Below are 22,074 nucleotides of genomic sequence, written 5' to 3' on the forward strand. Positions count from 1 at the left end.
ATAGGTATAGGCTGCAACCGCCTGTGCCTTCATTGCCTCCGGATGCATGGTGGAACTCATTTCTGCATACACGATCTGAGAGAGGATATCCAGTGCACTGCCGGTCACGCCGTTCGCAGTAATGGAACCGGCGCCGGTCTGCACCAGACTTGTTCCCGGATAATAATGGAAGAGGATCGACTGGTAGTCATATCCGCCATAGGTTGCGTAATAATCCGCACCGTTCTGGCTCATGCCGACGCAGTGCCCGTATCCATAAGTTGTAAATGCAAACTGTCCGGCTTCCACAGACGGTGCCATCGAGGCAGCTGCGCCGACGTTTGCAGAGCCCGTCACACTGGAAGACCCCAGCGTTTCACCGGAACCTGCAACCTTTCCAGCCTGTTTGGCAGGAGTGGTTGCCTGTTCCATCGCATCGATCTGCGCCTGTGACGGTTTAATTTCTTCATACTGAACCAATGATAAGCTGGAATCATAATCTGAAATTTCAGCCTTCCACCATGTTGAGCCATTTTCGGTTGCGGCGGTATCTGCCGAAGGAGCAGCGGATTCTGTCACTGCGTACGCAGTCACTACCGATGTTCCGGCAAGCAGTGCCGCAGCTAAAATTGCAACACTTGCACGTGGGTAACGTATTTTCATATCAAAACTCCAATTTGTACCGGCAAAATTGCCGGGTGATATTTTGCGGCATTCCAAAGCCAGCGGTCAGGCGGTGCAGTTCTGTCGTGCCTTGTCCGCACGCAGGATTCGCATTCGCCATGCCGGCATCTGTTCTGCCACAGGGAATCGGTGCAGTGATCCCGAAAAAACATTCGAACGCCCGCCTGAAAAAGGCAGGTTCTCCTGCATCGCACCGATTCCTTTTACTGCACAGGGTACACCGCCAACCCTTCTTTTCGAAGGCTGCGGTCGTCCATACAGCGTAAGCAGCCCGTGCTTACTCCTGTGCAGCAGCGGTGGTCTCCTCGGTCGCACCGCCCTGAATCTTCGCCAGAAGAGTCTGGGTATCCTCGCCCTCCCGCAGACGGCGGGCAACGATCAGGAAACGGGAATTATCCTCATCGGAATAGCAGGTGGAGAGCGTCAGGATGTCGTCACCATACTTCACATCAATGGGGTTGGTGATCATATTCTTGGACTCTACCGTCTTGACATAGTTGTCAAACGCTGCTTGATCCTTCAGATCCTGCATCCGCCAGTAGAGGAAATCGGCATCCGCATTACCGCTTGTAATCACCAGTCCGAACATGACATAGGTATAGTCTGCATAGTTGGAGCTAAAGGTGATAAACGGATTCTGCTTGTAGTACTCCGGATCCTGCCGATAGCGGCGAAGCGAACCAAACATGGAGTTATCCGCCATGTTGTGTCCGTAGAGGATGATGTTCTCCGACCAGTCCGCCGGGTCTGCCCCGAAATAATCGGCGCAGTCCATAAATACTGTACCGGCACGGAACTCCTGTCCGTCAAAGCCATGATTCAAATAATATTCATTATCGATCGTCTGCACCACAGGGTTGTCCACCTGTGTATCTGCGATCGTAATGTACCCAACGGTATCCGGATTCTGTGCCAGCAGCTTCTTGGCACGCTCCGTCAGTTCCGGCGCAGCGGTGGGCGCTTCTGTTGCCTCTTCCGTCACCGGTGTGGTCGTGATCAGATTGCCGCCGGCAGTCTGGTCAATCTTCTCGGCACATCCCGTGGTTGCAGTCAGTGCCATGCAAAGTGCAGCTGCAAAGGCAGCTGCTCTCCAATTTCTCTTCATATGCTACAATCATCTCTCATTTCTTATCCATAGGGAACAAAACCGGCATCAGGGTCGTAATGGTCGCTGTTCCACAGATAGTAGATATTCGGCCATTTGGTGTTGGGGTTTGCCACACTGCCCACAGTTCCCTCAGTCAGGTCTTCCCCGTCCCGCACCCGCCGTGCCACAATGACAAGGCGAGCCGTATCAAAGGAACTGTTGCAGGTGGAGAGCGTCAGCAGCGCATCCCCATACTTCACATCGACACCGGTCAGGCGGAGCGAACGACGCTTCACCTCGTTGACATAATCATAAAATTCCGTTTCATCCGCAAAATTGATCTTGTTCCAATAGTCGAAACGGGTATCCGTATTATCAGAGGCATCGGCGATAAAATAGCCGAAGATCTTATACTGATACGTTTCGTAGTTGGAATTCAGCTGGATGATCGGATGCTGCTGGTAGTAATTCTCATCGATCTGGTAAGACTTCAGCGAGCCGAACATGGAGTTATCCCGCATGTTGTGCCCATACACGATCAGATTGTCGGAATTCGGCTCTGACAGTGTGCCGTCCCTGCCCACCTCATCGAAGCTGCATCTGCCGTCCAAAAAGATGGAGCCTGGCTTGGAATCCTCGCCCTGCATGTTGCGGTAGAGGTAGTATTCCTCTCCTTCCACATCGTTTGGATGGTGCAGCAGCGGATAATCCACCGGCGTATCGGCAATGGTGATCCAGCCGTTGATCTCCGGATTGATCGCCAGAAGGTCGGCAGCACCCGGTAAAAGCGTATAGTGCTTTTCCGTAGGCACCTCCGTCTCTTCCTCTGTCAGCTCCGTTGCAACCGGAACAGTGGTCGTCTTAGGCATCTGCGCATGATAGGAGCTTCCCACATCGCTGTAAAACGCCTTGCTGCGGTACAGGTCGATCAGGTACAATGCGATCAGCACCATGCACACCAGAAAGACCAGACTGGAGAGCAGAAAGACGCTTTTCCGGACGATCTCGCCGCCGGAGTCGCCCCGATGGGGCAGCATGCCCATTGCCCAGCTGCCAAGCGCATGCTTTTTTCGCTTGGGCGGCGGTGCTGCCTCCGGTGCAGGCGGCTGAAATTTTTCCGGATGCTCTTTCCGTTCTTTCACCTGCCGGATCTGGTAGGCAACCCGCAGGGAGACCTGTTCTGCCTCTTCCTCCTGTGCAATGTGAAACAGGCTGGAACGAAGCACCGAGATCTTCTCCTCCGTGTTCTGCTCGCCCTGCGGGGTGTCCGGGGTGCTTTGCTCCTCCGAAGGCGAATCCGTGGAATCTACTGCAGCAGTGTTTTCATCTTCCTGCATTCCGCTTCCTCCATCAGATAACTTTCTGCGATGCCAAAGGCGCATACGGCGACACCGTGGCGGATCTCCGCACGGTTACACAAGCCGTACCGCCAGAGCTGTAAGTGCGCAGCCACTGCCTTCTCCCCCAGCAGCATCCCCACATACACGGTGCCCACCGGCTGCTCCCTCCGGTGTTCCGCCGCCCGGGCCGGCGATGCCGGTCACAGAAAGGCAGAGCGCAGCATCCGACTGCTGGCGCAAACCGTGTGCCATCGCCATGGCGACCTCGGCGCTCACCACGCCTTTCCCGGCAATCAGCTCCGCCGGAACGCCCAGAAATTTGGTCTTCATCCGTTCCGCATAGGTGCATATTCCGAGTTCAAAGACACGGGAAGCTCCCGACACCGACGTGATAAGCTGCGAGAGCAATCCGCCGGTGCAGCTTTCCGCAGTTGCCACCGTTTGTTTCTCTCTATCTAATAATTGTACAATATGTCCCACAGTTTTGTCAAGTGCTTTTTCCGTGTCTTTATAGATCTGACATATTTTTTCTTCTCCCAGAATAGAATATCCCATTTTCCACGCCTGCTTTCTGTGCTTTTTCACAAAATCACACGCCAAATTTTGTGAAATATCCTCGAATTAAAGTTCAAACACACGCATTTGTGTCTGCTCCACTGCCTTTTCCACCAAGGCGGTAAAATCGAATTTTGCCTGCGCCTTTTCCACCTCTGCCAAAGACGGACGCACCTTGGGATGCCGGGGAGTAAAGACGGTGCAGCAGTCCTCGTAGGGCAGTGTGGAGGTTTCGAATGTTCCAATGGCACGGGCAGTTTCCACGATCTCGGTCTTGTCCATGCCGATCAGCGGACGGAACACTGGAATCCGGCTCACGGCATCGGTGCAGGCAATCGCCTGCATGGTCTGGCTCGCCACCTGTCCCACGCTCTCGCCGGTAATCAGGGCGAGGCAGTTGTCCTTTTCCGCAATCTTCTGGGCGATCTCCATCATCAGACGGCGCATGATAATGGTGAAGTACTCCTCCGGACAGTGTTCCTTGATCGCCTCCTGAATCTCCGTAAACGGCACGCAGAAAAAGGCGATGTTCCCGCAATAGGGCGTGATCTCCTGACAGAGCTGCTCCACCTTTTCCAGCGCACGGTATGAGGTGTAGGGCGGGCTGACATAGTGAATGGCGGAGATGTGAACGCCTCGGCGAGCCATGCGGTAGCCGGCAACCGGACTGTCAATTCCGCCGGACAGCAGGAGCAGTGCCTTTCCGCTGCTTCCCACCGGTAGACCGCCGGCACCTTTCAGGTTTGCGCCGTGGACAAAAGCGTGGGTATCCCGAATTTCCACCATAATGGTGGCATCCGGATTGTGCACATCCACCGACAAATGGGGATACGCCTCCAGCAGGACACCGCCCAGCTCCGCACAGATCTCCGGCGATTTCAGCGGGAACGCCTTATCAGCACGCTTTGCCTCCACTTTAAAGGTATTCGCACCGGACAGCACCTCGTCCAGATACGGCACTGCCTTGGCGGAGATGTCCCCCATGGTCTTTTCGCAGACGCAGGCACGGCAGAGGGCTGCGATGCCGAACACGCACTGGAGATGTTCCAGCACCTCGTCCAGATCAATGTCCTCCGACATCGGTTCCATGTAGATCGTGGACTGTGCCCGTGTCAGTTTGAACACTCCAAATTTTTTCAGACGGCGACGCAGATTTTTCATGAGGATGTCCTCGAACGTTCCACGGTTCAGACCCTTCAGCGCCATTTCTCCGTATTTTGCCAAAATCAATTCTTTTGCCATAGATAACTCCTTAATGTACCAGACCCTGACGGGCATCCTTCAATCCTTGTACCAATGCTGCAATGTCATCTTCCGTATTTTCTGCGCAAAAGCTAATGCGCAGGGCGCTGTCCACCTCTGCCGGCTTTGCGCCGAACGCCTCCAGAACGCCGCTGCTGGCGCCCTTGGAGCACGCCGAACCGCTGGAAATGTAGATCTCCCGCTGTTCCAGATAGTGCAGGATGATCTCCGAGCGGTATCCCGGCATGGAGATGCTCAGCACATAGGGCGAGGCGTCCGGAATATCCCGAATCAGCACACCCTCCATCGTCCGGAGCTGTGCAATCAGACTTGCCCGCAGCTGTGCCGCTTTTTCGTAGCGTTCCTGCACCGTCTGGGACAGCTTCTCTGCTGCTGCGCCGAATGCTGCGATCAGCGGAACGCTCTCCGTCCCCGGACGCAGGCTCTTCTCCTGATGTCCGCCGAACAAAATGGGACGAATCCGGACACCCTGCCGGAGATACAGTGCACCCGCACCTTTCAGGGCGTGTACCTTATGACCGCTGAGGGAGATCAGATCGGCATTCAGGGAACGTGTGCGGAAAGGTACTTTTAAAAAGCCCTGCACCGCATCACAGTGGGTGAGGATCTCCGGATCCTTTCGCTTCACCCCACGGAATGTCTCCTCCACCGGCATCCGATAGCCATTCTCATTGTTCACCAGCATCATGCTGACCAGACAGGTGTTTCCGTCCACTTCCCGCAGGAAGTCTTCTGCGTGATACCTGCCGTCTGCATCCGGTGCCACGGCAACGACTGTAAAGCCCTGCTGTTCCAGCTGTGCCAGCGTCTGGCGCACCGATGCGTGCTCTACCGCACTGGTGATAATCTTCTTCCGCTTTCTGCCATGGGCAGCAGCTGCGCCACGGAGTGCCAGATTGGTGCTTTCTGTTGCACCGGAGGTAAACAGCAGTTCCTGTGCCTTACATCCCAGTGCTGCTGCGATCTGCTGGCGGGCGTGTTCCATGACGTGCTGTGCTTCCAGTCCCTTGCGATGCAGCGAGGACGGATTGCCGTACTGCTCCGTCATGCACCGCACCACTGCCTCTGCCGCTTCTGCGCAGGGCTTTGTGGTAGCGGCGTTGTCCAGATAATGTTCCATTGTGTTCGTGCCTCCTCTTGTTTCAGGTGTTATTATACCATATTCCCGCCAATTGTGCAAGTGCCGCATCATTTCTTCCCGTATTTTCGCAGATCTTCAAAATAAAAAATGCGGTTTTTCGGCGAAATTCCGTAGTTTTTCAGATTCCCCAAAAAAATTTTGAAAAAATGCAAAAAAACGCTTGACAAACCGGTTTTGTTGTGCTATAATAATTCTTGTCGCTACGGCGAACACAAAAAACAAATAACTGCGGATATGGCGGAATTGGCAGACGCGCTAGCTTCAGGTGCTAGTCCTCGCAAGGGGGTGGAGGTTCAAGTCCTCTTATCCGCACCATGTTCTTCACGGTGCAATTGAATAGAGAAAGCTGATTTATGCGGATATGGCGGAATTGGCAGACGCGCTAGCTTCAGGTGCTAGTCCTCGCAAGGGGGTGGAGGTTCAAGTCCTCTTATCCGCACCATTGAGGTCTGATTGAAAAATCAGGCCTTTTTCTTTTGTCTTTTAAAATGTATTACAATAAAAAGTCCGGAAAGCGTTCAGCCAAACACTTTCCGGATTTTTTTAATATTGGAATGTACTTCCGCCGGCGAACTCCCGCACCAGCGAATCCGAAGGAACCTGTTCCAGCGGCAGAGGTATCACCTTATCCCACATCCGGCGCAGCTCTTCCAGCACCGGATGCGACAGCTCCGCCTCCAGTTCTCCGTCCAGCAGCGTCTTATAGATTCCCAGCTCATAAGGCAGAAACGTATCAATGGAGATGGACGCACGCTTTTTATAAGGTGCAATGTACTTGTGTTCTCCCGCCTGCACATGTTCAAACATAGCGAGAGTTTCCGCCACGCTTCGGTGCCGGAAATTCTTGTCCCGCAGCATCCGGCGGAGCAGCCGGAGCCGTGAGGGGTGAAGTACCGTTTCCCCGTCCGCCGCACGGGTGCGGACGCTGACATAGAGCCGTTCTGTCATCTCTTCCGGCAGAGTGACCACCTCCGGATTCAGGGCGTGAATGCCCTCCAGAATCAGCAGCTCCCCCGGCTTTCGTGTCAGAAGCCGCCACTTGTCGCAGCGTGTCGTGGTGCGGAAATCATAGTGCGGCAGCCACGTGGGCTGACCCTCGGCAATCTGGCGGAGGAGTGTATTCAGATAGGGCGCATCCACCCGTGCCGGCGACTCCAGATCCAGCTTTCCCGCTGCCGCCAGTTCCCGCTGCTGCGGTGTCAGGGAACAGAAAAAGTGATCCATAGAGATGGTGTGCGTTTCCACGCCCCAGCGATCCAGAAACCGCTCGATCAAAAACGCCGTGGTCGTCTTTCCGGAACCGGACGGTCCGGAAAGCAGCACGATGGGCTGCTGCTGCGCATTGCGGCGGATGGAGGATGCCGCCTGTTCAATGGTTTGCAGCCACGCTGCATCTGCCTGCGCCATGGCATCGGAGGACGCTGTCATCTCCCGGTTCATCTGTTCCAACTCTATCTTCTGCACAATACCGCCGCCTTTCTTTTTCGATTCATTATAGCACAATTCGACAGATTTTGTCAACAACACTTCCCCGGGATTTGTGGAAATCAAAAAAGCGAACCGCCTGAGAGCAGTCCGCCTATTTCGGGATTATGCTTTTTTCTGATACTCCGCCAACACATCCCGAAGTTCTGCCAGATACAGCTCCGCCGCCTGACTCTGCTGCACTCTGGGATTGGCAATCCAGCCGATCTGCATCCGTTCTGCCGTATCCATAGGTACAGACACAATATCTCCCCCGTTCAGCTCTGCACTGACCATACCGCTGCAAACGGTATAGCCATCTACACCACGCAGCAGATTGAACAGCGTGGCACGGTCACTGACACGGATGCACTTCTGATGAGGCATGGTGCTGAACAGCTCCTCCGCAAAATAAAAGGAGTTGTGCGTCCCCTGTTCGAAACACAGGAACGGGTACGGTTCCAGATCTGCCGTGGTCACAGAGGGCTGTGCAGCGAGAGGATGTCCGGCACGGAGAAAGACATGAGGCGCAGCGTCCGCCAGCGGATGGAATTCCAGACGGTATTCCTCCAGCATCGCCCGAAGTACTTTCTCGTTGAAACTGCTCAGATACAGAATCCCGATTTCGCTGTCCATGCGGCGCACGTCCTCCATGATCTCGTGGGTGCGTGTCTCCCGCAGCGTGAACCGGTACGCCTCCAGCGAGAGCCGGCGAATCAGCCGGACAAAAGCATCCACCGCAAAGGCATAGTGCTGGGTGGAGATGGAACAGCGCTGGCAGAGCTGCCGTGGTGCGCCGTAATGCTGGTGCAGCAAGTCCGCCTGCTCCACCACCTGTCTGGCATAGGAGAGAAACTCCCTGCCCTCCTCCGTCAATGCAATGCCCCGAGCCGAGCGGTGAAAGATCGTGATGCCGAATTCTTCCTCCAGCGTCCGCACCGCACCTGAAAGCGTGGGCTGTGCCACATAGAGTTGCTTTGCCGTTTCGCTGATAGAACCGTGTTCCACAATGGCGATCACATATTGCAGCTGCTGTAGTGTCATGGATCGCCGCCTTAGAAGTGCTCTACCATGTGCAGCACGATATCTGCCACACGCTTGGCTGCGATCTTCTCGAACTGGTCGAAGGACATGGCACCCTCATCGTCTGCGTTGTCCGAGATGCAGCGAATGCTGGCGTAGGGCACCTGATTCCGGTAGGCGCACTGTCCCACTGCAGCACTCTCCATATCTACAGCATAGGGTGTCAGACGGCTCTGGATGTCCGCCTTGCGTGCGCTGTCTGTTACGAATTCATCGCCGGATACGATTCTGCCGGTGAACACCTTGACACCGAATTCCTCACAGGTTTTCCGTGCCAGTGCAATGAGGGATTCGTCTGCCGGATAGATGCCGCAATAGGGCGGATAGTCCTTCAGGAAGTGCAGATCCAGATCGTGGGGCAGCACCTCGCTGGAAACCACCACGTCACACACATGCACCTCCGGATTCATACCGCCGGCAATGCCTGCGTTGAGAATGGCGTCCGGCTGGAACGTATCGATGAGCGCCTGCGTGCAAACCGCAGCGTTGACCTTAGCGATACCGCTGCAAACGTGTACGACACGAGTGTCCCCCACCTGATTGAGATAATAGTCAAATCCAGCTTTTTTCTGAATTTCCGAGTTCGGCAGACCCTTGCGGATATCCACCAATTCTGACGGCATTGCGCCGATAATTCCGATTGTTTTCATCATCAGTCGTCCCTTTCTATGGCTTGCTTTTTTCTATTATACCACAAAATCACCGCCGTGTCCACCTCCTTTTTTGCAAAAAGCAGCGGAGAACTGCCGGTTTTCCAAAGGCCGCTCCGGAAATGCCGGTGCTTTGACCGGAAACCATGCCGGCTGCAATTGCCCGTCTTTCTTATGTAAAAAACGATGTGCCATTGTGACAGATATTTTGCCTCCCGTATTCTATAATAGAGTTTACCAAACATTCATCTTTTCTCTACACTTTTCAGAAAGGACCGCCTGCCATGCACAACGTCAATCCTCAGCCGCTCCGCCGACCGCTTTTCCTTCCTCGTTTTCTCTGGGAGAGCGGCGGCGGATTTCTCGCCGGTCTGCTCCTCGCCGGCACCCACGTAGGGGCTATGACCTCGCCCCTTCCCATTGCATTCGCCGCCAATTTCACCGCTCCCGGTGCTGTTTCCGTGCTCATCGGAAGTCTGCTCGCCTACGTCATCTCCGGCACGCTTCTGGACAACCTTCCCCTGCTCTTCGGGCTGGTGGTGGTCGTCAGCCTGCGTATGTTTCGCCACCCGCCACGCACCGCTTCCGGCATGGCATGGAGCACCGCCCTCTGCGTGTTTCTCGCCGGCATCGCCGTATCCCTCTTCTTCCACGCCAGCGGCGCTGAGGTCATCGGCTACACTATGACCGCCTGCCTCACCGGCTGCGCCTCCTACTTCATGCACGCCGTATTCACCAGCATTCGTGCCAGCGGAAAGATTCCCCTCCGCTCCACTGACGGCTGCGCCGCTGCTGTCGTCCTCATCCTGACCATCGCCGCATTCAGCTGTTACCGCATTCCGGCAATGAACGTGGGCTGCATTCTCGGCACGGCAATTACACTGGTGGGCGCACGCAAGTTCCGCTGTGCCGGCGGTGTGATCTGCGGCGCACTCTCCGCCTGCGGTGCTGTACTGGGTGCCGGCAGAGATGGCCTTGCCATGCTGGTACTGCCGGTGGGCGGGCTCCTGATGGGCTACCTCGCCTCCCGCAACCGCTTCGCCATCGCCGGCATCTTTTTTGTCTTTTCCCTTATGGGGCTTATCACATTCAGTTCTGCCCTGCTCACAATTTCTGTGGTCTGCAATCTTTTTCTGGGCAGCGTAGCATTCCTGTTTCTGGATGCCGCCTGTCTGGACAAGTGGCTGGTCATGGACATCTCCGACAAGAGCGACAGCACCCAGCCCCTTTCCGCACGCCTGAACGACATGGCAGGCGCCATTCGCAGCGTGCGGCAGGACACCAACGCTATCGCCGCCCTGCTCCCGCAGGAGGAGATCTCCCACGACACCGCCAGAGAAGTCTGCGAGACCGTCTGCGGCAGCTGCCGGAACAAGCTGCGCTGCTGGGAATCCCATTACGAAGAAACGCTGTGTGGCTTTCGGAAAATGGAGAGCCACCGTGGCACAGAGCTGCCGCCCATTCCGGCAGAGCTTGCCCAGTGCAGCCGCACTGAACGGCTTCAGGCGCTGTTTTCCAGACAGGCGGCAGAACGCAGGCGAGCACGCTTTCTGGCGGCACGCACCGCAGAGAGCCGTACCGTGCTGCTGGAACAGCTCTCCGCCGCCGAGGAATTGCTGCAAACTGTTTCCAGCCATCTGGACATCCGCTACAGCAGTGAGATGAGCGAGAGCATCCGCCGGCGCATGCTCCGGTACGGCTACGACTGCGACACCGCTGCCGCCTATTACACCGAGTCCGACCGCCTGATGATCGAGCTGCACTGCGCCGACCGCACGCTGGACGGCTGTCTCCCCACCATCCGGCACATTCTTTCCGAATCCCTGAACATGACACTGGAGGAACTGGATCCCATCCGGCTGGGCGGTCAGACACGCTACCGGCTCTGCCAGCGTCCCAAGTACCGTCTGGAACACTTCTCCTCTGCCCGTCACGCCCAGCAGGAGAACATCTCCGGCGACAGCGCCGTCACCTTTACGGACAGCGCCGGAAACCCCTATCTTGTCCTCTCCGACGGCATGGGCACCGGCAAATACGCCGCCATTGAGTCCCGCATGACCACGGAGATGTTCCGCAAATTCGTCAGCGGCGGCATCACCGGCACGGCTGCGGTACGGATGATGAACGGACTGCTGCTCACCAAGTCGCCGCAGGAGACCTTTGCAACACTAGATGTGGCGAAGTTCGATCTGGATGCCGGCGCACTCACCATCATGAAGTCCGGCGCAGCTGCCACGCTGATTCGCCACGACGGCAAGGTGTCCCGCATCAGCGCCAAGACCTTTCCCCTCGGCGCAGAACCGGAGGGCGAGCTGGAGATCCGGCACATCGCCCTCCGGCCGGACGATATCATTCTCATGCTCTCCGACGGCGTCAGCGAGGACGCATACCCCCTTATCCGGCAGCTTCTGGAGAGCGGCGCCACGCTGGAACAGATCGTCACCGAGATCTGCGAAAAAGCGGCGATCTTTGCCGGCGGAACCCAGCGGGATGATGTCACCGTCTGTGCAGCACGGCTACTTCCGGCATAAGCATTTGCGTCTCCTGAATTTTTCCAAAATCTGCATCTTCCTTTTACGCAGGCGCTATTTTTTGCCGTCTGTGTAAATTTCCATGCGCATTTCAACAACGGTTTCAAAATCGTATCACACTTTTTCATCGTTTTCACTGGCAAAGCGAGAACGTTCTCTCCTAGTTTTTGTACATATTATACAAATCGGTGGATTAAAACTGTTCATTTCTATAAAAATCGCCAGTGAAAACAAAAATAACTTGCAATGATTCTCTTTTTATGTTAAAATGTGAATAGAAAAATAAAAAGGAGGGTTTGCTATGCCTTCATCGCAGAAATCCAAAGATTACGATTTTCCGCTGTATCTGTTCCACCAAGGAAAAAATTTTGAGGCGTACCGCTTTTTTGGTGCGCATTTATTCCGCCGCGGGAGAGGACAGTTCTGCCGGTTCCGTGTCTGGGCACCGCATGCCAAAAGCGTCTCCGTCATCGGCAGCTTCAACAACTGGGACCGCAGCTGTCACCCTATGGAGAAGATCACAGATGCTATCTGGGAAGCAGAAATCCCCCGCATTCAGCAATTTGACAGTTACAAATACAGTATCGAAACGGAAGATGGCCGTATTTTAGATAAAGCAGACCCCTATGGGTCACACTACGAAACCCGTCCCGGCACAGCCTCCAAGATCTATGAGAGCAGCTATACGTGGAAGGATGCCGCATGGTACACCGCAAAAAAGCAGCACTCCCCGTATAAAAGCCCCATGAACATCTACGAGGCAAACCTCGCCTCGTGGAAACACAAGCCGGAGGAGAAATTCCCCAGCTATGTGGGATTTGCCGAGGAGATCATCCCTTATCTGAAAAAGATGTCCTACACCCACATCGAACTGATGCCGCTGACGGAATATCCCTTCGACGGCTCGTGGGGATATCAGGTGACTGGCTATTTTGCCCCCACCTCCCGCCACGGCACGCCGGACGACTTCCGCACCATGATCGACATGTTCCATCAGGCTGGCATCGGCGTCATTCTGGACTGGGTTCCGGCGCACTTTCCCAAGGATCCTATGGGTCTGTGCGAGTTCGACGGCTCCTATTGCTATGAGTATGCCGACCCGCTAAAAATGGAGCACAAAGGCTGGGGCACCCGTGTCTTTGACTACGGCAAGGGCGAGGTCTGCTCGTTCCTGATCTCCAGCGCCTGCTGCTGGCTGGAGGAGTTCCATGTGGACGGTCTGCGTGTGGATGCGGTGGCATCCATGCTCTATCTGGACTACGACCGTCCCGACGGCGAATGGCGTCCCAACGTCTACGGCGGCAACGAGAATCTGGAGGCAGTGGAATTCCTGCGCCACCTCAACGAGGCAGCGTTCTCCCGCAATCCGGATATTCTCATGATCGCAGAGGAATCCACCGCATGGCCGCTGGTCACCAAGCCCACCGACATCGGCGGACTCGGCTTCAACTTCAAGTGGAACATGGGCTGGATGAACGACATGCTCAGCTACATCTCGCTGGACCCCATCTATCGGGCGTTCAATCACGATAAGCTCACATTCTCCTTCTTCTACTGCTTCTCCGAGAACTATATTCTCCCCATCTCCCACGATGAAATCGTCTACGGAAAATGCTCCATGCTCCAGAAGATGAACGGGCAGGACGATGCGGAACGCTTCGCTTCTTACCGTGCTTTTCTGGGATACATGATGGCGCATCCAGGCAAAAAGCTGCTCTTCATGGGTCAGGAATTTGCCCAGAAAAACGAGTGGAATTACGAAACGCAGCTGGACTGGGAGCTCTTGGAACTGCCGGAGCACAAGCGGATGGAACAATTCTCGCAGGATCTGAACCGGTTCTATCTGGAGCACTCACCCCTGTGGCAGGACGACGACTCGTGGCAGGGTTTCAGCTGGATTTCCCACGATGACTACCAGCAGAGCGTCATTGCATTCCGGCGCATCGATGATGCCGGCAAGGAGATCATCGCTGTGTGCAATTTCTGTCCGGTACAGCGCAACGATTACAAGATCGGCGTGCCCAAGGAGGGCAGCTATGCGCTGGCATTCAACACAGACGACAAGAAGTACGGCGGAAGCGGCATCACCGAATCCAAGTTTCGGACGCTGCCAATCTCCATGCACGGCTTTGAACAGTGCGTCTCGCTGACACTGGCACCGCTGTCGGTGATCTATCTCACCTTCACCCCGCCGAAAAAGCGCACCGTCCACAAGTCCGCTGTAACGCGAAAAACACCGGCAAAGCCAAAGGCAGCCAAGAAACCGGATACTGCACGGAAACGTACAGCCGCACCCAAATAAAATTTGCCGTAATCTGTGCGGAAACCATGTGCTCTAACCTCATTGTACCGCATAGTTTAGGATAAAGAGTTTCCCTATTTTGAAATAGAACGATTAGGAGGAATATCATGAAGATCAAGAAAAAGTGTGTCGCTATGCTTCTCGCAGGCGGTCAGGGAAGCAGACTATATGCCCTGACACAAAAGGTGGCAAAACCAGCAATCCCCTACGGCGGTAAGAATCGCTTCATCGACTTCCCGCTCTCCAACTGCATCAACTCCGGCATTGATACCGTGGGTGTTCTCACCCAGTATCAGCCCATGGTGCTAAATGAATACATCGGCAACGGCCAGCCCTGGGATCTGGATAAAATGCACGGCGGTGTTCACGTGCTTCCGCCGTACCAGACAGCTGCCGGCGCATCTTGGTACGAGGGAACTGCCAACGCCATCTATCAGAACATTGCGTTCATCGAGCGGTACGATCCGGAATATGTCATCGTACTGGGCGGCGACCATATCTATAAAATGGATTACTCCAAGATGCTGGACTACCACATTGCCAATGAGGCAGACAGCACCATCGCTGTCATCGATGTTCCCCGTTCCGAAGCCTCCCGCTTCGGCATCATGACCTGCGACGAAACCGGAAGAATCACAGACTTTACAGAAAAGCCAAAGGAGCCAAAGTCCACACTGGCTTCTATGGGCATTTATGTTTTCTCCTGGGCAAAGCTCAAGAAATACCTCATTGAGAACGAAAACGCCAACACCGGCTCCAAGGACTTCGGCAAGGACATCATTCCTGCAATGCTGGCAAACAGCGAGCGTCTGTTCGCCTATGAGTTCGAGGGCTACTGGAAGGACGTTGGAACACTGGACAGCCTGTGGGAGGCAAACATGGATCTGCTCAGCCCGAACGTTCCGCTGGATCTCTATGACCCCAACTGGAAGGTATACTCCCGCCACAACAACATGCCGCCCCAGTACATCGGCGAAAATGCCCACGTGGAAAACTCCATGATCACAGAGGGCAGCGTCGTGGACGGCACTGTGGACTTCTCCATCATCTCCTCCGGTGTCACCATCGAAGAGGGCGCATCTGTCAAGTACAGCATTATCATGCCGGGCAGCACCATCAAGAAGGGGGCTGTGGTAGAATACGCTATCATCGGTGAGGACTGCATCATTGAATCGGATGCAGTCATCGGTATGAGCCCGGAATCCGTTCCGAACCGTGACGACTGGGGCATTGCCGTACTGGGACACAACATCACCGTTTCCTCCGGCAAGCGTGTCCTTCCGAAAGACATTATTTCCGAAAATCTGTAAAGGCGGTGCAAACACATGAGTATTAACCAGAATGTATTGGGTTTGATTTTTGCTAGTATTAACGATTCCGCAGTCATCGATTTGACCAAGCTGCGCACAATGGGTTCGATCCCCTACGGCGGACGCTACCGTCTTGTGGACTTTCCTCTCTCCAATATGGTAAATTCCGGCATTTCCGAGGTTGGCGTCATCACCAAATCCAACTACGGCTCTCTGCTGGATCATCTGGGTTCCGGAAGAGAATGGGATCTGGCACGGAAAAAAGGCGGTCTGCACCTGCTGCCGCCGTTCAGCCAGGTTGGCGGCGGCACCTATCAGGGCCGTCTGGAAGCGCTGAGCAACATCTGGAGCTTTGTAGAGCACACCCGTGCCAAGTATGTAGTTCTGTCCAACTGCGATGTCATCACCACCATTGACTTCAACGATGCGCTGGAACATCACCAGACCTCCGGCGCAGACATTACTTTCATCTACGGCAAGGGCATCTACAACCGGGACTCCTGCCCCAACAGCTGCATTCTCCAAATCGATGAGAACGACACCATTCAGGAAGTTCTCACCAATCCGCTGCTCTCCGGCGAGTGCAACATCTCTCTGGATATGTTCATCATGAACACAGACTTCCTCAAGCAGGTAGTTCTAGAGGCGATCAGCAAGAACCAGCAGAGTCTAATTCGTGATGTGCTTCAGGCAAGAAAAGACGAGTTTGTCTTTAAGGCATACGAGCACAAGGGCTGCTTCTACCGTGTCAACAGTCTGGAGGCTTACTACAAGGCAAACCTCGCACTGCTGGACACCAAGATCCGGAATAACATCTTCTCCGCAGAAGCTCCGATCTACACCAAAGTCGGCGACAATCCGCCGGTAAAGTACGGTCTGGAGGCAAACGTCAAGAACTCTCTCATCGCAGACGGCTGCGTCATTGAAGGTACGGTAGAAAACTGCGTGCTGTTCCGTGGCGTGCGTGTTGCCAAGGGTGCTGTTGTCCGCAACAGCGTCCTCATGCAGGGCACAGAAATCGGAAGCGGATGCAACATCGATGCCATCGTTGCCGACAAGAATGTCACCATCTCAGAAAATCGTGTCCTCACCGGTTCTTCCTCCTATCCGCTCTATCTGGGCAAGAAGGCAAAGATTTAAGAAATAACGATAGAATCAGAGAAACAGATATGCTATAATGAAATCGTGCTTTCCGAAAAAGACGTATTATGTCTTTTCGGAATACGATCGGAATCACGGATGCGCTGCCGCAGGGAACAGGCTCTCAAAACGATTGGGGCATTTCCTGCGGCAGTCTGCATCTCTGCCGTTTGGAGAAAGGACAGGTATCCCCTATGAAAATCTTATTTGCATCCAGCGAAGCGCTCCCCTTTGCCGCATCCGGCGGACTCGCCGATGTGGTCGGCTCGCTTCCCGCTGCACTCAGCCAGAAAAAGGGCATGGACTGCCGTGTGGTTCTGCCGCTGTACCGTTCCATCACGCCGGAAGTCCGCAACCGGATGACCTTCCTCAAGGACATCAACGTGGAGGTGGGCTGGCGCAAGCAGTACTGCGGTATCTATACCATCGCTGTGGGCAGCGTCACCTATTACTTGCTGGACAACCCCTATTACTTCATGCGGGACGGCATGTACGGCTTCTACGATGACTGCGAACGCTTCATCTTCTTCTCCCGTGCTGTGCTGGAGATTCTGCCGGAACTGGGCTGGAAGCCGGACATCATCCACTGCAACGACTGGCAGACCGCAATGATTCCCGTTTTCTATCGGGTGCTCTACCAGTATCATCAGGAATACGAGAACATCCGCATTCTCTATACCATTCACAACATCCAGTATCAGGGCGTATACGGCAAAGAGGTCATCACAGAGCTGATGGGAATCCCCACGTATCACACCAACCTGCTGGAATTTGACGGCATGGTCAACTTGATGAAGGGCGCCATCGAAACCGCCGACCGTATCACCACCGTCAGCCCCACCTACGCCAAGGAGATTCTCGACCCGTGGTATTCCTACGGCATGGATCGGGCACTGGTGCGGCGGCAGGACGGCATTGTGGGCATTCTCAACGGCATTGACGTGGTGAGCTACAATCCGGAAACAGACCCCAACATTCCCAAGCACTACAGCGCCGCCAAGATTCAGGGCAAGAAGGACTGCCGCAAGGCGCTGCTGGAGGAGTGCCATCTAACGGATACCAATGCGCCGGTGATCGGCATTGTCACACGATTTGTCGCCCACAAGGGCATCCAGCTGGTACAGCAGACGTTCCACGAGATGCTGCAAATGGGCTGCCGCTTTGTTATTCTGGGCAGCGGCGAACGGCTGTACGAGGATTTCTTCCGGGAGATGCAGGCGGAATATCCGGAGCAGGTACACGTTACCGTGGGATTTGTGCCGGCAATGGCACGGCGTATCTACGCCGGTGCGGACATCTTCCTCATGCCGTCCCAGAACGAGCCGTGCGGTCTGGCGCAGATGGTCGCCATGCGGTATGGTACGATTCCAGTGGTGCGGGAAACCGGCGGTCTGAAGGACTCCGTCTTTGATGCCGGCGGCGAAAACGGCAACGGTTTCACGTTCAAGACCTACGATGCCTATGATATGCTGGATGCCGTCAAGCGTGCCTGCGCCCTGTTCGGAGACAAGCGGAAGTGGAATGCTCTGGTGCGCCACGCCATGAAGTGTGACTACAGCTGGAATGTTTCGGCGGAGAAGTATATGGAACTGTATCGTTCGGTGCTGGGGTGAGAAGCGCACTGGGAAAAGCACATTGAAATATAAGAACCTGTCTTCACAAGCGTATACAAGTGTCTTTTCGGCAAATTTTGCTGCATCCTGCGTGAAAAATACTTGCCGGGCGACAGCCCGCCTGCGTATTTTTGCCTTGTCTGCAACAAAATTATGCTCGAAAATCCACATATATTTCTTGTGAAGACAAGTTCTAAAACCAAACCCAAAACAACCACAAAGGTGTTATTATGAAAAGAAAGGCATTTACACTGACACTTGCAGCATTCCTGCTGGTTTCTCTGGCAGCGTGCAGCAGCAACGAAACGAATTCGTCCAAAATTGCAAATGAAACAGTCAGTGCCGTGGAAACATCTGTTTCTGAAAATGTGCATTCCGACATCACGCATATCTGCCAGAAATTTTTGCAGAACAACGAAACTGATGAAACTCTGGCGAGCATCATCGACATGGACACACCGGATGTTCAGGAGATGAAAGAGCCGCCGTCAGAAAACATCTATGCCGCATTGGCAGAGGAACCGGGAACCGGTCCTTATTATGCAGTCACCTTTTCCACAACGGAAGATAGTCTGCTCGGTCCAATCATTCTTTATGTAAACCAGAAAAAGGAAGTTTTCGGTATTGGGTATCGGGAGTGAATGTTCAATGGATTAGGTGATCATTTCGTACACAAGGAGGCATTTCTCATGGACGAGATCTGGGCAAAACTCTATGCCGCTGCCAAAGCGGTACAGCAGGAACGGCAAATTTCCGACTATGTCCTCGCCGGCGGCGTAGCTGCTGCGGTGTTATCCAAATCCGGCAAAATCTACACCGGCGTGTGCATCGACACCTGCTCCACGCTGGGCATCTGTGCGGAGCGAAACGCTATTTTCAACATGATTACCAACGGTGAACAGGAAATCGACAAGGTGCTCTGCATTTTGCCGGACGGTTCCGGCGGTGCGCCGTGCGGGGCGTGTCGGGAGCTGATGGTACAGCTCATGCCCAACGGCAAATACAAGGACATTGAAATTATGCTGGAATATGCTGCAAATCGTATCGTCCGGCTGGGTGATCTCACACCGGAATGGTGGATTTCGTAAGAGGAGAGAGAAACACTATGGAAAAAGGCCGCACCCTGAGAAATGTTCTGCTGCTGGAGAAAAAGCGAAAAATCGGCGGCGGAATCTATCACAAAATGCAGGTGGACTTCGCCTACAATTCCAACCACATCGAGGGAAGCCAGCTCTCTCACGAGCAGACAAGGTACATCTTCGAAACACACAGCATTGATGGAACTGCCTTTGTAGACGACGTCATTGAAACTGCCAACCATTTCAAGTGCTTTGATTTTGTGCTGGACACCATTGACATGCCTATCACAGAGGAATATGTGAAACAGCTGCACCGTATTTTAAAAAGCGGTTTAATGGCGGAGCAGAATCCGGAAGTTGTTGTGGGCGAATATAAGAAATATGCCAATGTTGTAGGCGGTATTATCACGGCAAAACCGGCAGATGTGCCCCAACAGATGGCGGTGCTGCTGCAAAAATACGAGACACACAGCGCACTGGATCTTTACGATGTTGCACAATTTCACGTGGAGTTCGAAAAAATCCACCCGTTCTACGATGGAAACGGCAGAGTCGGCAGGCTCCTGCTCTTCAAGATGTGCCTTGCCAACGCCATCGTTCCATTTGGCATTGACGAGCGTCACAAAATGTTCTATTACATGGGCTTGAAAGAATGGCAACAGGAACACCAGCCAAACCGGCTTTTGGATGTGTTCTTGTCTATGCAGGATGATATGAAAGCAGTTTTAGACTACTTCGAGATTCTCTACCCCCACCTCGAACAGACTTCACGTGAACTGATCGCCAAGCATTCCTGAGATAATTTTCTCAAATACTACACTTCAAAAAACAAAGCGGGACAAGGCTTTTCTCAAACCTTGTCCCGCTTTTTGCGATTGGCGGAGGAAAAAGGGTTACTGTTCCTCTGCCGCTTTTTTCAGTGCCTTTGCCAGCTGATCCGGACATGAGGTAGGACGGCTTCCGCACTGGATGCCCTCCAGACGCTTGACCACCTCATCGACCGGCATGCCCTCAACCAGTGCTGCAATGCCCTTTGTGTTGCCGTTGCATCCGCCGACAAACTGTACTTTCTTTACGATGCCGTCTTCCACGTCCATGTGGATCTGACGGGAACAGACACCGTGGGGAGTATAACAATACTGCATGTGTTTCACGCTCCATTTCTGAGAATCCGGACAACATTTCGTTATCCATCCACATTATAGCACATTCTGCAGGAGAATGCAAGAAGCGTTTTCTTTCAGGCATTTTCCGAATCTTCTGCATGCTGCATCTGCTGGAACGCCATCTTGGAAAAGGTATCCCCCAGATTCATGCCCTTCTCGTAAAAGTCCTTCGCTTTCAGCGCATCCTTTTCCGTACCCATGCCGTCTTTATAGCAGTTGCCGGCAAGGTAGCACGCCTTGGCATTGCCGTGCTCTGCCGCCTTTTCGAACCAGAACAGCGCCTTTTTCTGATCTTTTTCCACACCCTTTCCACGGAAATAGCAGTTACCGAGCTGTGTCTGCGCATCCGGATGCTCTTGTTCGGCAGCCTTTTCGTACCAGTGGAAAGCGGCGCTGTAGTCCTTTTCCGTGCCGTGTCCCAGCTCGCAGAGCTTCCCCGCCTCATACTGTGCAGCGGCGTAGCCCTGTTCGCCGGAACGGGTGAACCATGTATAGGAATCCTCGTAGCTTCTCGGCACACCCTTGCCAATGCAGAAGCATTTCGCCAGCAGGTACTGCGCCTTGGCGTTTCCCTGTTCGGCTGCCATGAGGAAAAACTCCGCTGCCTTGGTATAATCCAGCGACACTTTCGACTTCTCGATCATCTTCTGCTCCTGCAGGAACGCTTTGGCATCTGCATGCCCCTGCGCAGCAGCCTTTCTCGCCCAGCCCAGCGCAACCATGAGGTTCTTTTCCACGCCGTTTGCACCTTTGGCGTAGAGCTGGCTCAAACGGTACTGAGCATCGGCATTTCCCGCCTTTGCGCCCTTTTTATAGTTTTCCGCAGCGTCGGCAGCCAATTCCGGCGGTACGCCAATGCCAAACTCCTCACACATTCCCTGCCAGTAGAAGAGCTCCGGACATTCTGTTTTTGCCTCCTCCGAGAGCATGAGCAGTTCTGCAAACTTTTCAAACTGTTCTTCCAAAGGAGCCTCCTCTATGGGCTTATCGCCCTCATAAAACTTCCGTATTTCTGCAACGATTCTCTTTTCAAACTCTACCATCTCTTCCACTCCTTTCAGTGCCTGACCCGAATTTCTGAGATTTCCGACTTGGCATCGGCAGAATCCAGATAGGTTCGAATCGCTTGTTCCGTTTGCTTGACTTCCTGACGAAATTCCTCCGCCGAGATACGGTAGGCGCCATTTCCCAAAATAATCAGCTGCTCCATCCCATCCGAGGTCGCCACACGGACACGGTGCTCCCGGCACAGTGTGCGGGTGGTCTTTTCGATGTACGAGTCCGCCGTCTCCGCAGCCTTGGTATAGACCACATCAATGTCGTGCACGTGCTCGATCTCCCGCTGCACGCCGTTGACACGATAGGCATCGAACACCAGAATCAAGTGGCACTTCCGATAGCCCTGATAGTTGCACAGGATCCGGATCAGCCGGCTTCGGGCAGTGTCCAGGCTCTCCTGCGCCAGCGTTTTCAGCTCGTCCCACGCAAAAATGATGTTGTACCCATCCACCAGCAGATACTCCTCCCCACGCTGCTGCGGGGCGATCTCGGAAAACGTCGCAGACATCTGTTCCAGCTCGGCTGCCCCACGGAATGCCCGACTGAGATCCCGTTCCACCTTGCCGTAGGTTCGCTCGAAAATCGCCATCAGTTCCTGATCCTCTTCCAGCGAGCCGCCATAATGGCG

The 22,074-nt window shown here is 54.2% G+C and carries 20 protein-coding genes and 2 tRNA genes (1 of these 22 cut by a window edge); 10 read left to right on the plus strand and 12 right to left on the minus strand.

The genetic code is table 11. The annotated features are described in order from the left end of the window. The 6 genes from QZL66_RS00650 to QZL66_RS00675 form a co-directional block, all read right to left on the minus strand. Positions 1 to 642, minus strand: partial view of a SpoIID/LytB domain-containing protein gene (locus tag QZL66_RS00650; RefSeq protein ID WP_022409843.1) — the 5' portion only. 51 nt of this gene lie to the left of the window's left edge; 642 of the gene's 693 nt are visible here — the first part of the coding sequence; its start codon is at positions 640 to 642; the stop codon falls past the left edge of the window. A 298-nt stretch (positions 643 to 940) separates the two neighbouring features. Next, positions 941 to 1,768: a class B sortase gene (gene srtB, locus QZL66_RS00655; protein ID WP_022409844.1), complete on the minus strand. Its 828-nt coding sequence runs from the start codon at positions 1,766 to 1,768 to the stop codon at positions 941 to 943. Between the two features lie 23 nt (positions 1,769 to 1,791). Beyond that, complete coding sequence (locus QZL66_RS00660; protein ID WP_022409845.1) at positions 1,792 to 3,087, minus strand: class B sortase; 1,296 nt, start codon at positions 3,085 to 3,087, stop codon at positions 1,792 to 1,794. Between the two features lie 75 nt (positions 3,088 to 3,162). Next, positions 3,163 to 3,645: a CinA family protein gene (locus QZL66_RS00665; protein WP_022409846.1), complete on the minus strand. Its 483-nt coding sequence runs from the start codon at positions 3,643 to 3,645 to the stop codon at positions 3,163 to 3,165. Positions 3,646 to 3,711: 66 nt separating this feature from the next. Further along, positions 3,712 to 4,887: a tRNA uracil 4-sulfurtransferase ThiI gene (thiI, locus tag QZL66_RS00670; protein ID WP_022409847.1), complete on the minus strand. Its 1,176-nt coding sequence runs from the start codon at positions 4,885 to 4,887 to the stop codon at positions 3,712 to 3,714. 10 nt (positions 4,888 to 4,897) lie between these two features. Next, on the minus strand, positions 4,898 to 6,028 hold the full coding sequence (locus tag QZL66_RS00675; RefSeq protein ID WP_022409848.1) for a cysteine desulfurase family protein: 1,131 nt from the start codon (positions 6,026 to 6,028) through the stop codon (positions 4,898 to 4,900). A 249-nt stretch (positions 6,029 to 6,277) separates the two neighbouring features. On the opposite strand from QZL66_RS00675, the gene QZL66_RS00680 reads away from it, so the two are divergent. Continuing rightward, positions 6,278 to 6,364, plus strand: a tRNA-Leu gene (locus tag QZL66_RS00680). Between the two features lie 40 nt (positions 6,365 to 6,404). After that, positions 6,405 to 6,491, plus strand: a tRNA-Leu gene (locus tag QZL66_RS00685). A 101-nt stretch (positions 6,492 to 6,592) separates the two neighbouring features. Here the strand turns inward: QZL66_RS00685 and QZL66_RS00690 are convergent. The 3 genes from QZL66_RS00690 to QZL66_RS00700 form a co-directional block, all read right to left on the minus strand. After that, the gene (locus QZL66_RS00690; protein ID WP_293601738.1) at positions 6,593 to 7,513 is read right to left on the minus strand and encodes a uridine kinase family protein; all 921 of its coding nucleotides are present in this window, start codon (positions 7,511 to 7,513) and stop codon (positions 6,593 to 6,595) included. A gap of 126 nt (positions 7,514 to 7,639) precedes the next feature. Next, a complete protein-coding gene (locus tag QZL66_RS00695; protein ID WP_022409850.1) occupies positions 7,640 to 8,557 on the minus strand; it encodes a LysR family transcriptional regulator in 918 nt (305 codons plus the stop codon). Positions 8,558 to 8,568: 11 nt separating this feature from the next. After that, positions 8,569 to 9,249 (minus strand): 5'-methylthioadenosine/adenosylhomocysteine nucleosidase, encoded by a 681-nt coding sequence (locus QZL66_RS00700; protein WP_293601739.1) that lies wholly within the window; start codon positions 9,247 to 9,249, stop codon positions 8,569 to 8,571. Between the two features lie 281 nt (positions 9,250 to 9,530). On the opposite strand from QZL66_RS00700, the gene QZL66_RS00705 reads away from it, so the two are divergent. From QZL66_RS00705 to QZL66_RS00740, 8 genes are all read left to right on the plus strand, one after another. Next, on the plus strand, positions 9,531 to 11,777 hold the full coding sequence (locus QZL66_RS00705; RefSeq protein ID WP_022409852.1) for a SpoIIE family protein phosphatase: 2,247 nt from the start codon (positions 9,531 to 9,533) through the stop codon (positions 11,775 to 11,777). Between the two features lie 301 nt (positions 11,778 to 12,078). Next, entirely contained in the window at positions 12,079 to 14,079 is a 2,001-nt protein-coding gene (gene glgB, locus QZL66_RS00710) for a 1,4-alpha-glucan branching protein GlgB (protein WP_022409853.1), read from the plus strand. Between the two features lie 107 nt (positions 14,080 to 14,186). Next, positions 14,187 to 15,389, plus strand: a complete 1,203-nt coding sequence (locus QZL66_RS00715) for a glucose-1-phosphate adenylyltransferase (protein WP_022409854.1) — start codon at positions 14,187 to 14,189, stop codon at positions 15,387 to 15,389. Positions 15,390 to 15,404: 15 nt separating this feature from the next. Then, a complete protein-coding gene (gene glgD / locus QZL66_RS00720; RefSeq protein WP_022409855.1) occupies positions 15,405 to 16,529 on the plus strand; it encodes a glucose-1-phosphate adenylyltransferase subunit GlgD in 1,125 nt (374 codons plus the stop codon). Between the two features lie 194 nt (positions 16,530 to 16,723). Then, entirely contained in the window at positions 16,724 to 18,142 is a 1,419-nt protein-coding gene (glgA, locus tag QZL66_RS00725) for a glycogen synthase GlgA (protein ID WP_022409856.1), read from the plus strand. 230 nt (positions 18,143 to 18,372) lie between these two features. After that, the gene (locus tag QZL66_RS00730) at positions 18,373 to 18,783 is read left to right on the plus strand and encodes a hypothetical protein (RefSeq protein WP_022409857.1); all 411 of its coding nucleotides are present in this window, start codon (positions 18,373 to 18,375) and stop codon (positions 18,781 to 18,783) included. 48 nt (positions 18,784 to 18,831) lie between these two features. Beyond that, positions 18,832 to 19,230, plus strand: a complete 399-nt coding sequence (locus QZL66_RS00735; protein ID WP_022409858.1) for a cytidine deaminase family protein — start codon at positions 18,832 to 18,834, stop codon at positions 19,228 to 19,230. Positions 19,231 to 19,247: 17 nt separating this feature from the next. After that, positions 19,248 to 20,018, plus strand: a complete 771-nt coding sequence (locus QZL66_RS00740) for a Fic family protein (protein WP_022409859.1) — start codon at positions 19,248 to 19,250, stop codon at positions 20,016 to 20,018. Between the two features lie 96 nt (positions 20,019 to 20,114). On the opposite strand, the gene QZL66_RS00745 is transcribed toward QZL66_RS00740, so the two are convergent. The 3 genes from QZL66_RS00745 to QZL66_RS00755 all read right to left on the minus strand — a co-directional run. Then, a complete protein-coding gene (locus QZL66_RS00745) occupies positions 20,115 to 20,366 on the minus strand; it encodes a TIGR03905 family TSCPD domain-containing protein (protein ID WP_022409860.1) in 252 nt (83 codons plus the stop codon). A 95-nt stretch (positions 20,367 to 20,461) separates the two neighbouring features. Beyond that, a complete protein-coding gene (locus tag QZL66_RS00750) occupies positions 20,462 to 21,430 on the minus strand; it encodes a tetratricopeptide repeat protein (RefSeq protein WP_022409861.1) in 969 nt (322 codons plus the stop codon). 14 nt (positions 21,431 to 21,444) lie between these two features. Next, a partial coding sequence (locus QZL66_RS00755; RefSeq protein WP_293601740.1) for an NYN domain-containing protein occupies positions 21,445 to 22,074 on the minus strand: 630 nt, incomplete at its 5' end.

It is taken from the genome of Ruminococcus sp. CAG:330, from assembly GCF_000437175.1.
In the GTDB taxonomy this organism is placed as follows: domain Bacteria; phylum Bacillota; class Clostridia; order Oscillospirales; family Ruminococcaceae; genus Ruminococcus_C.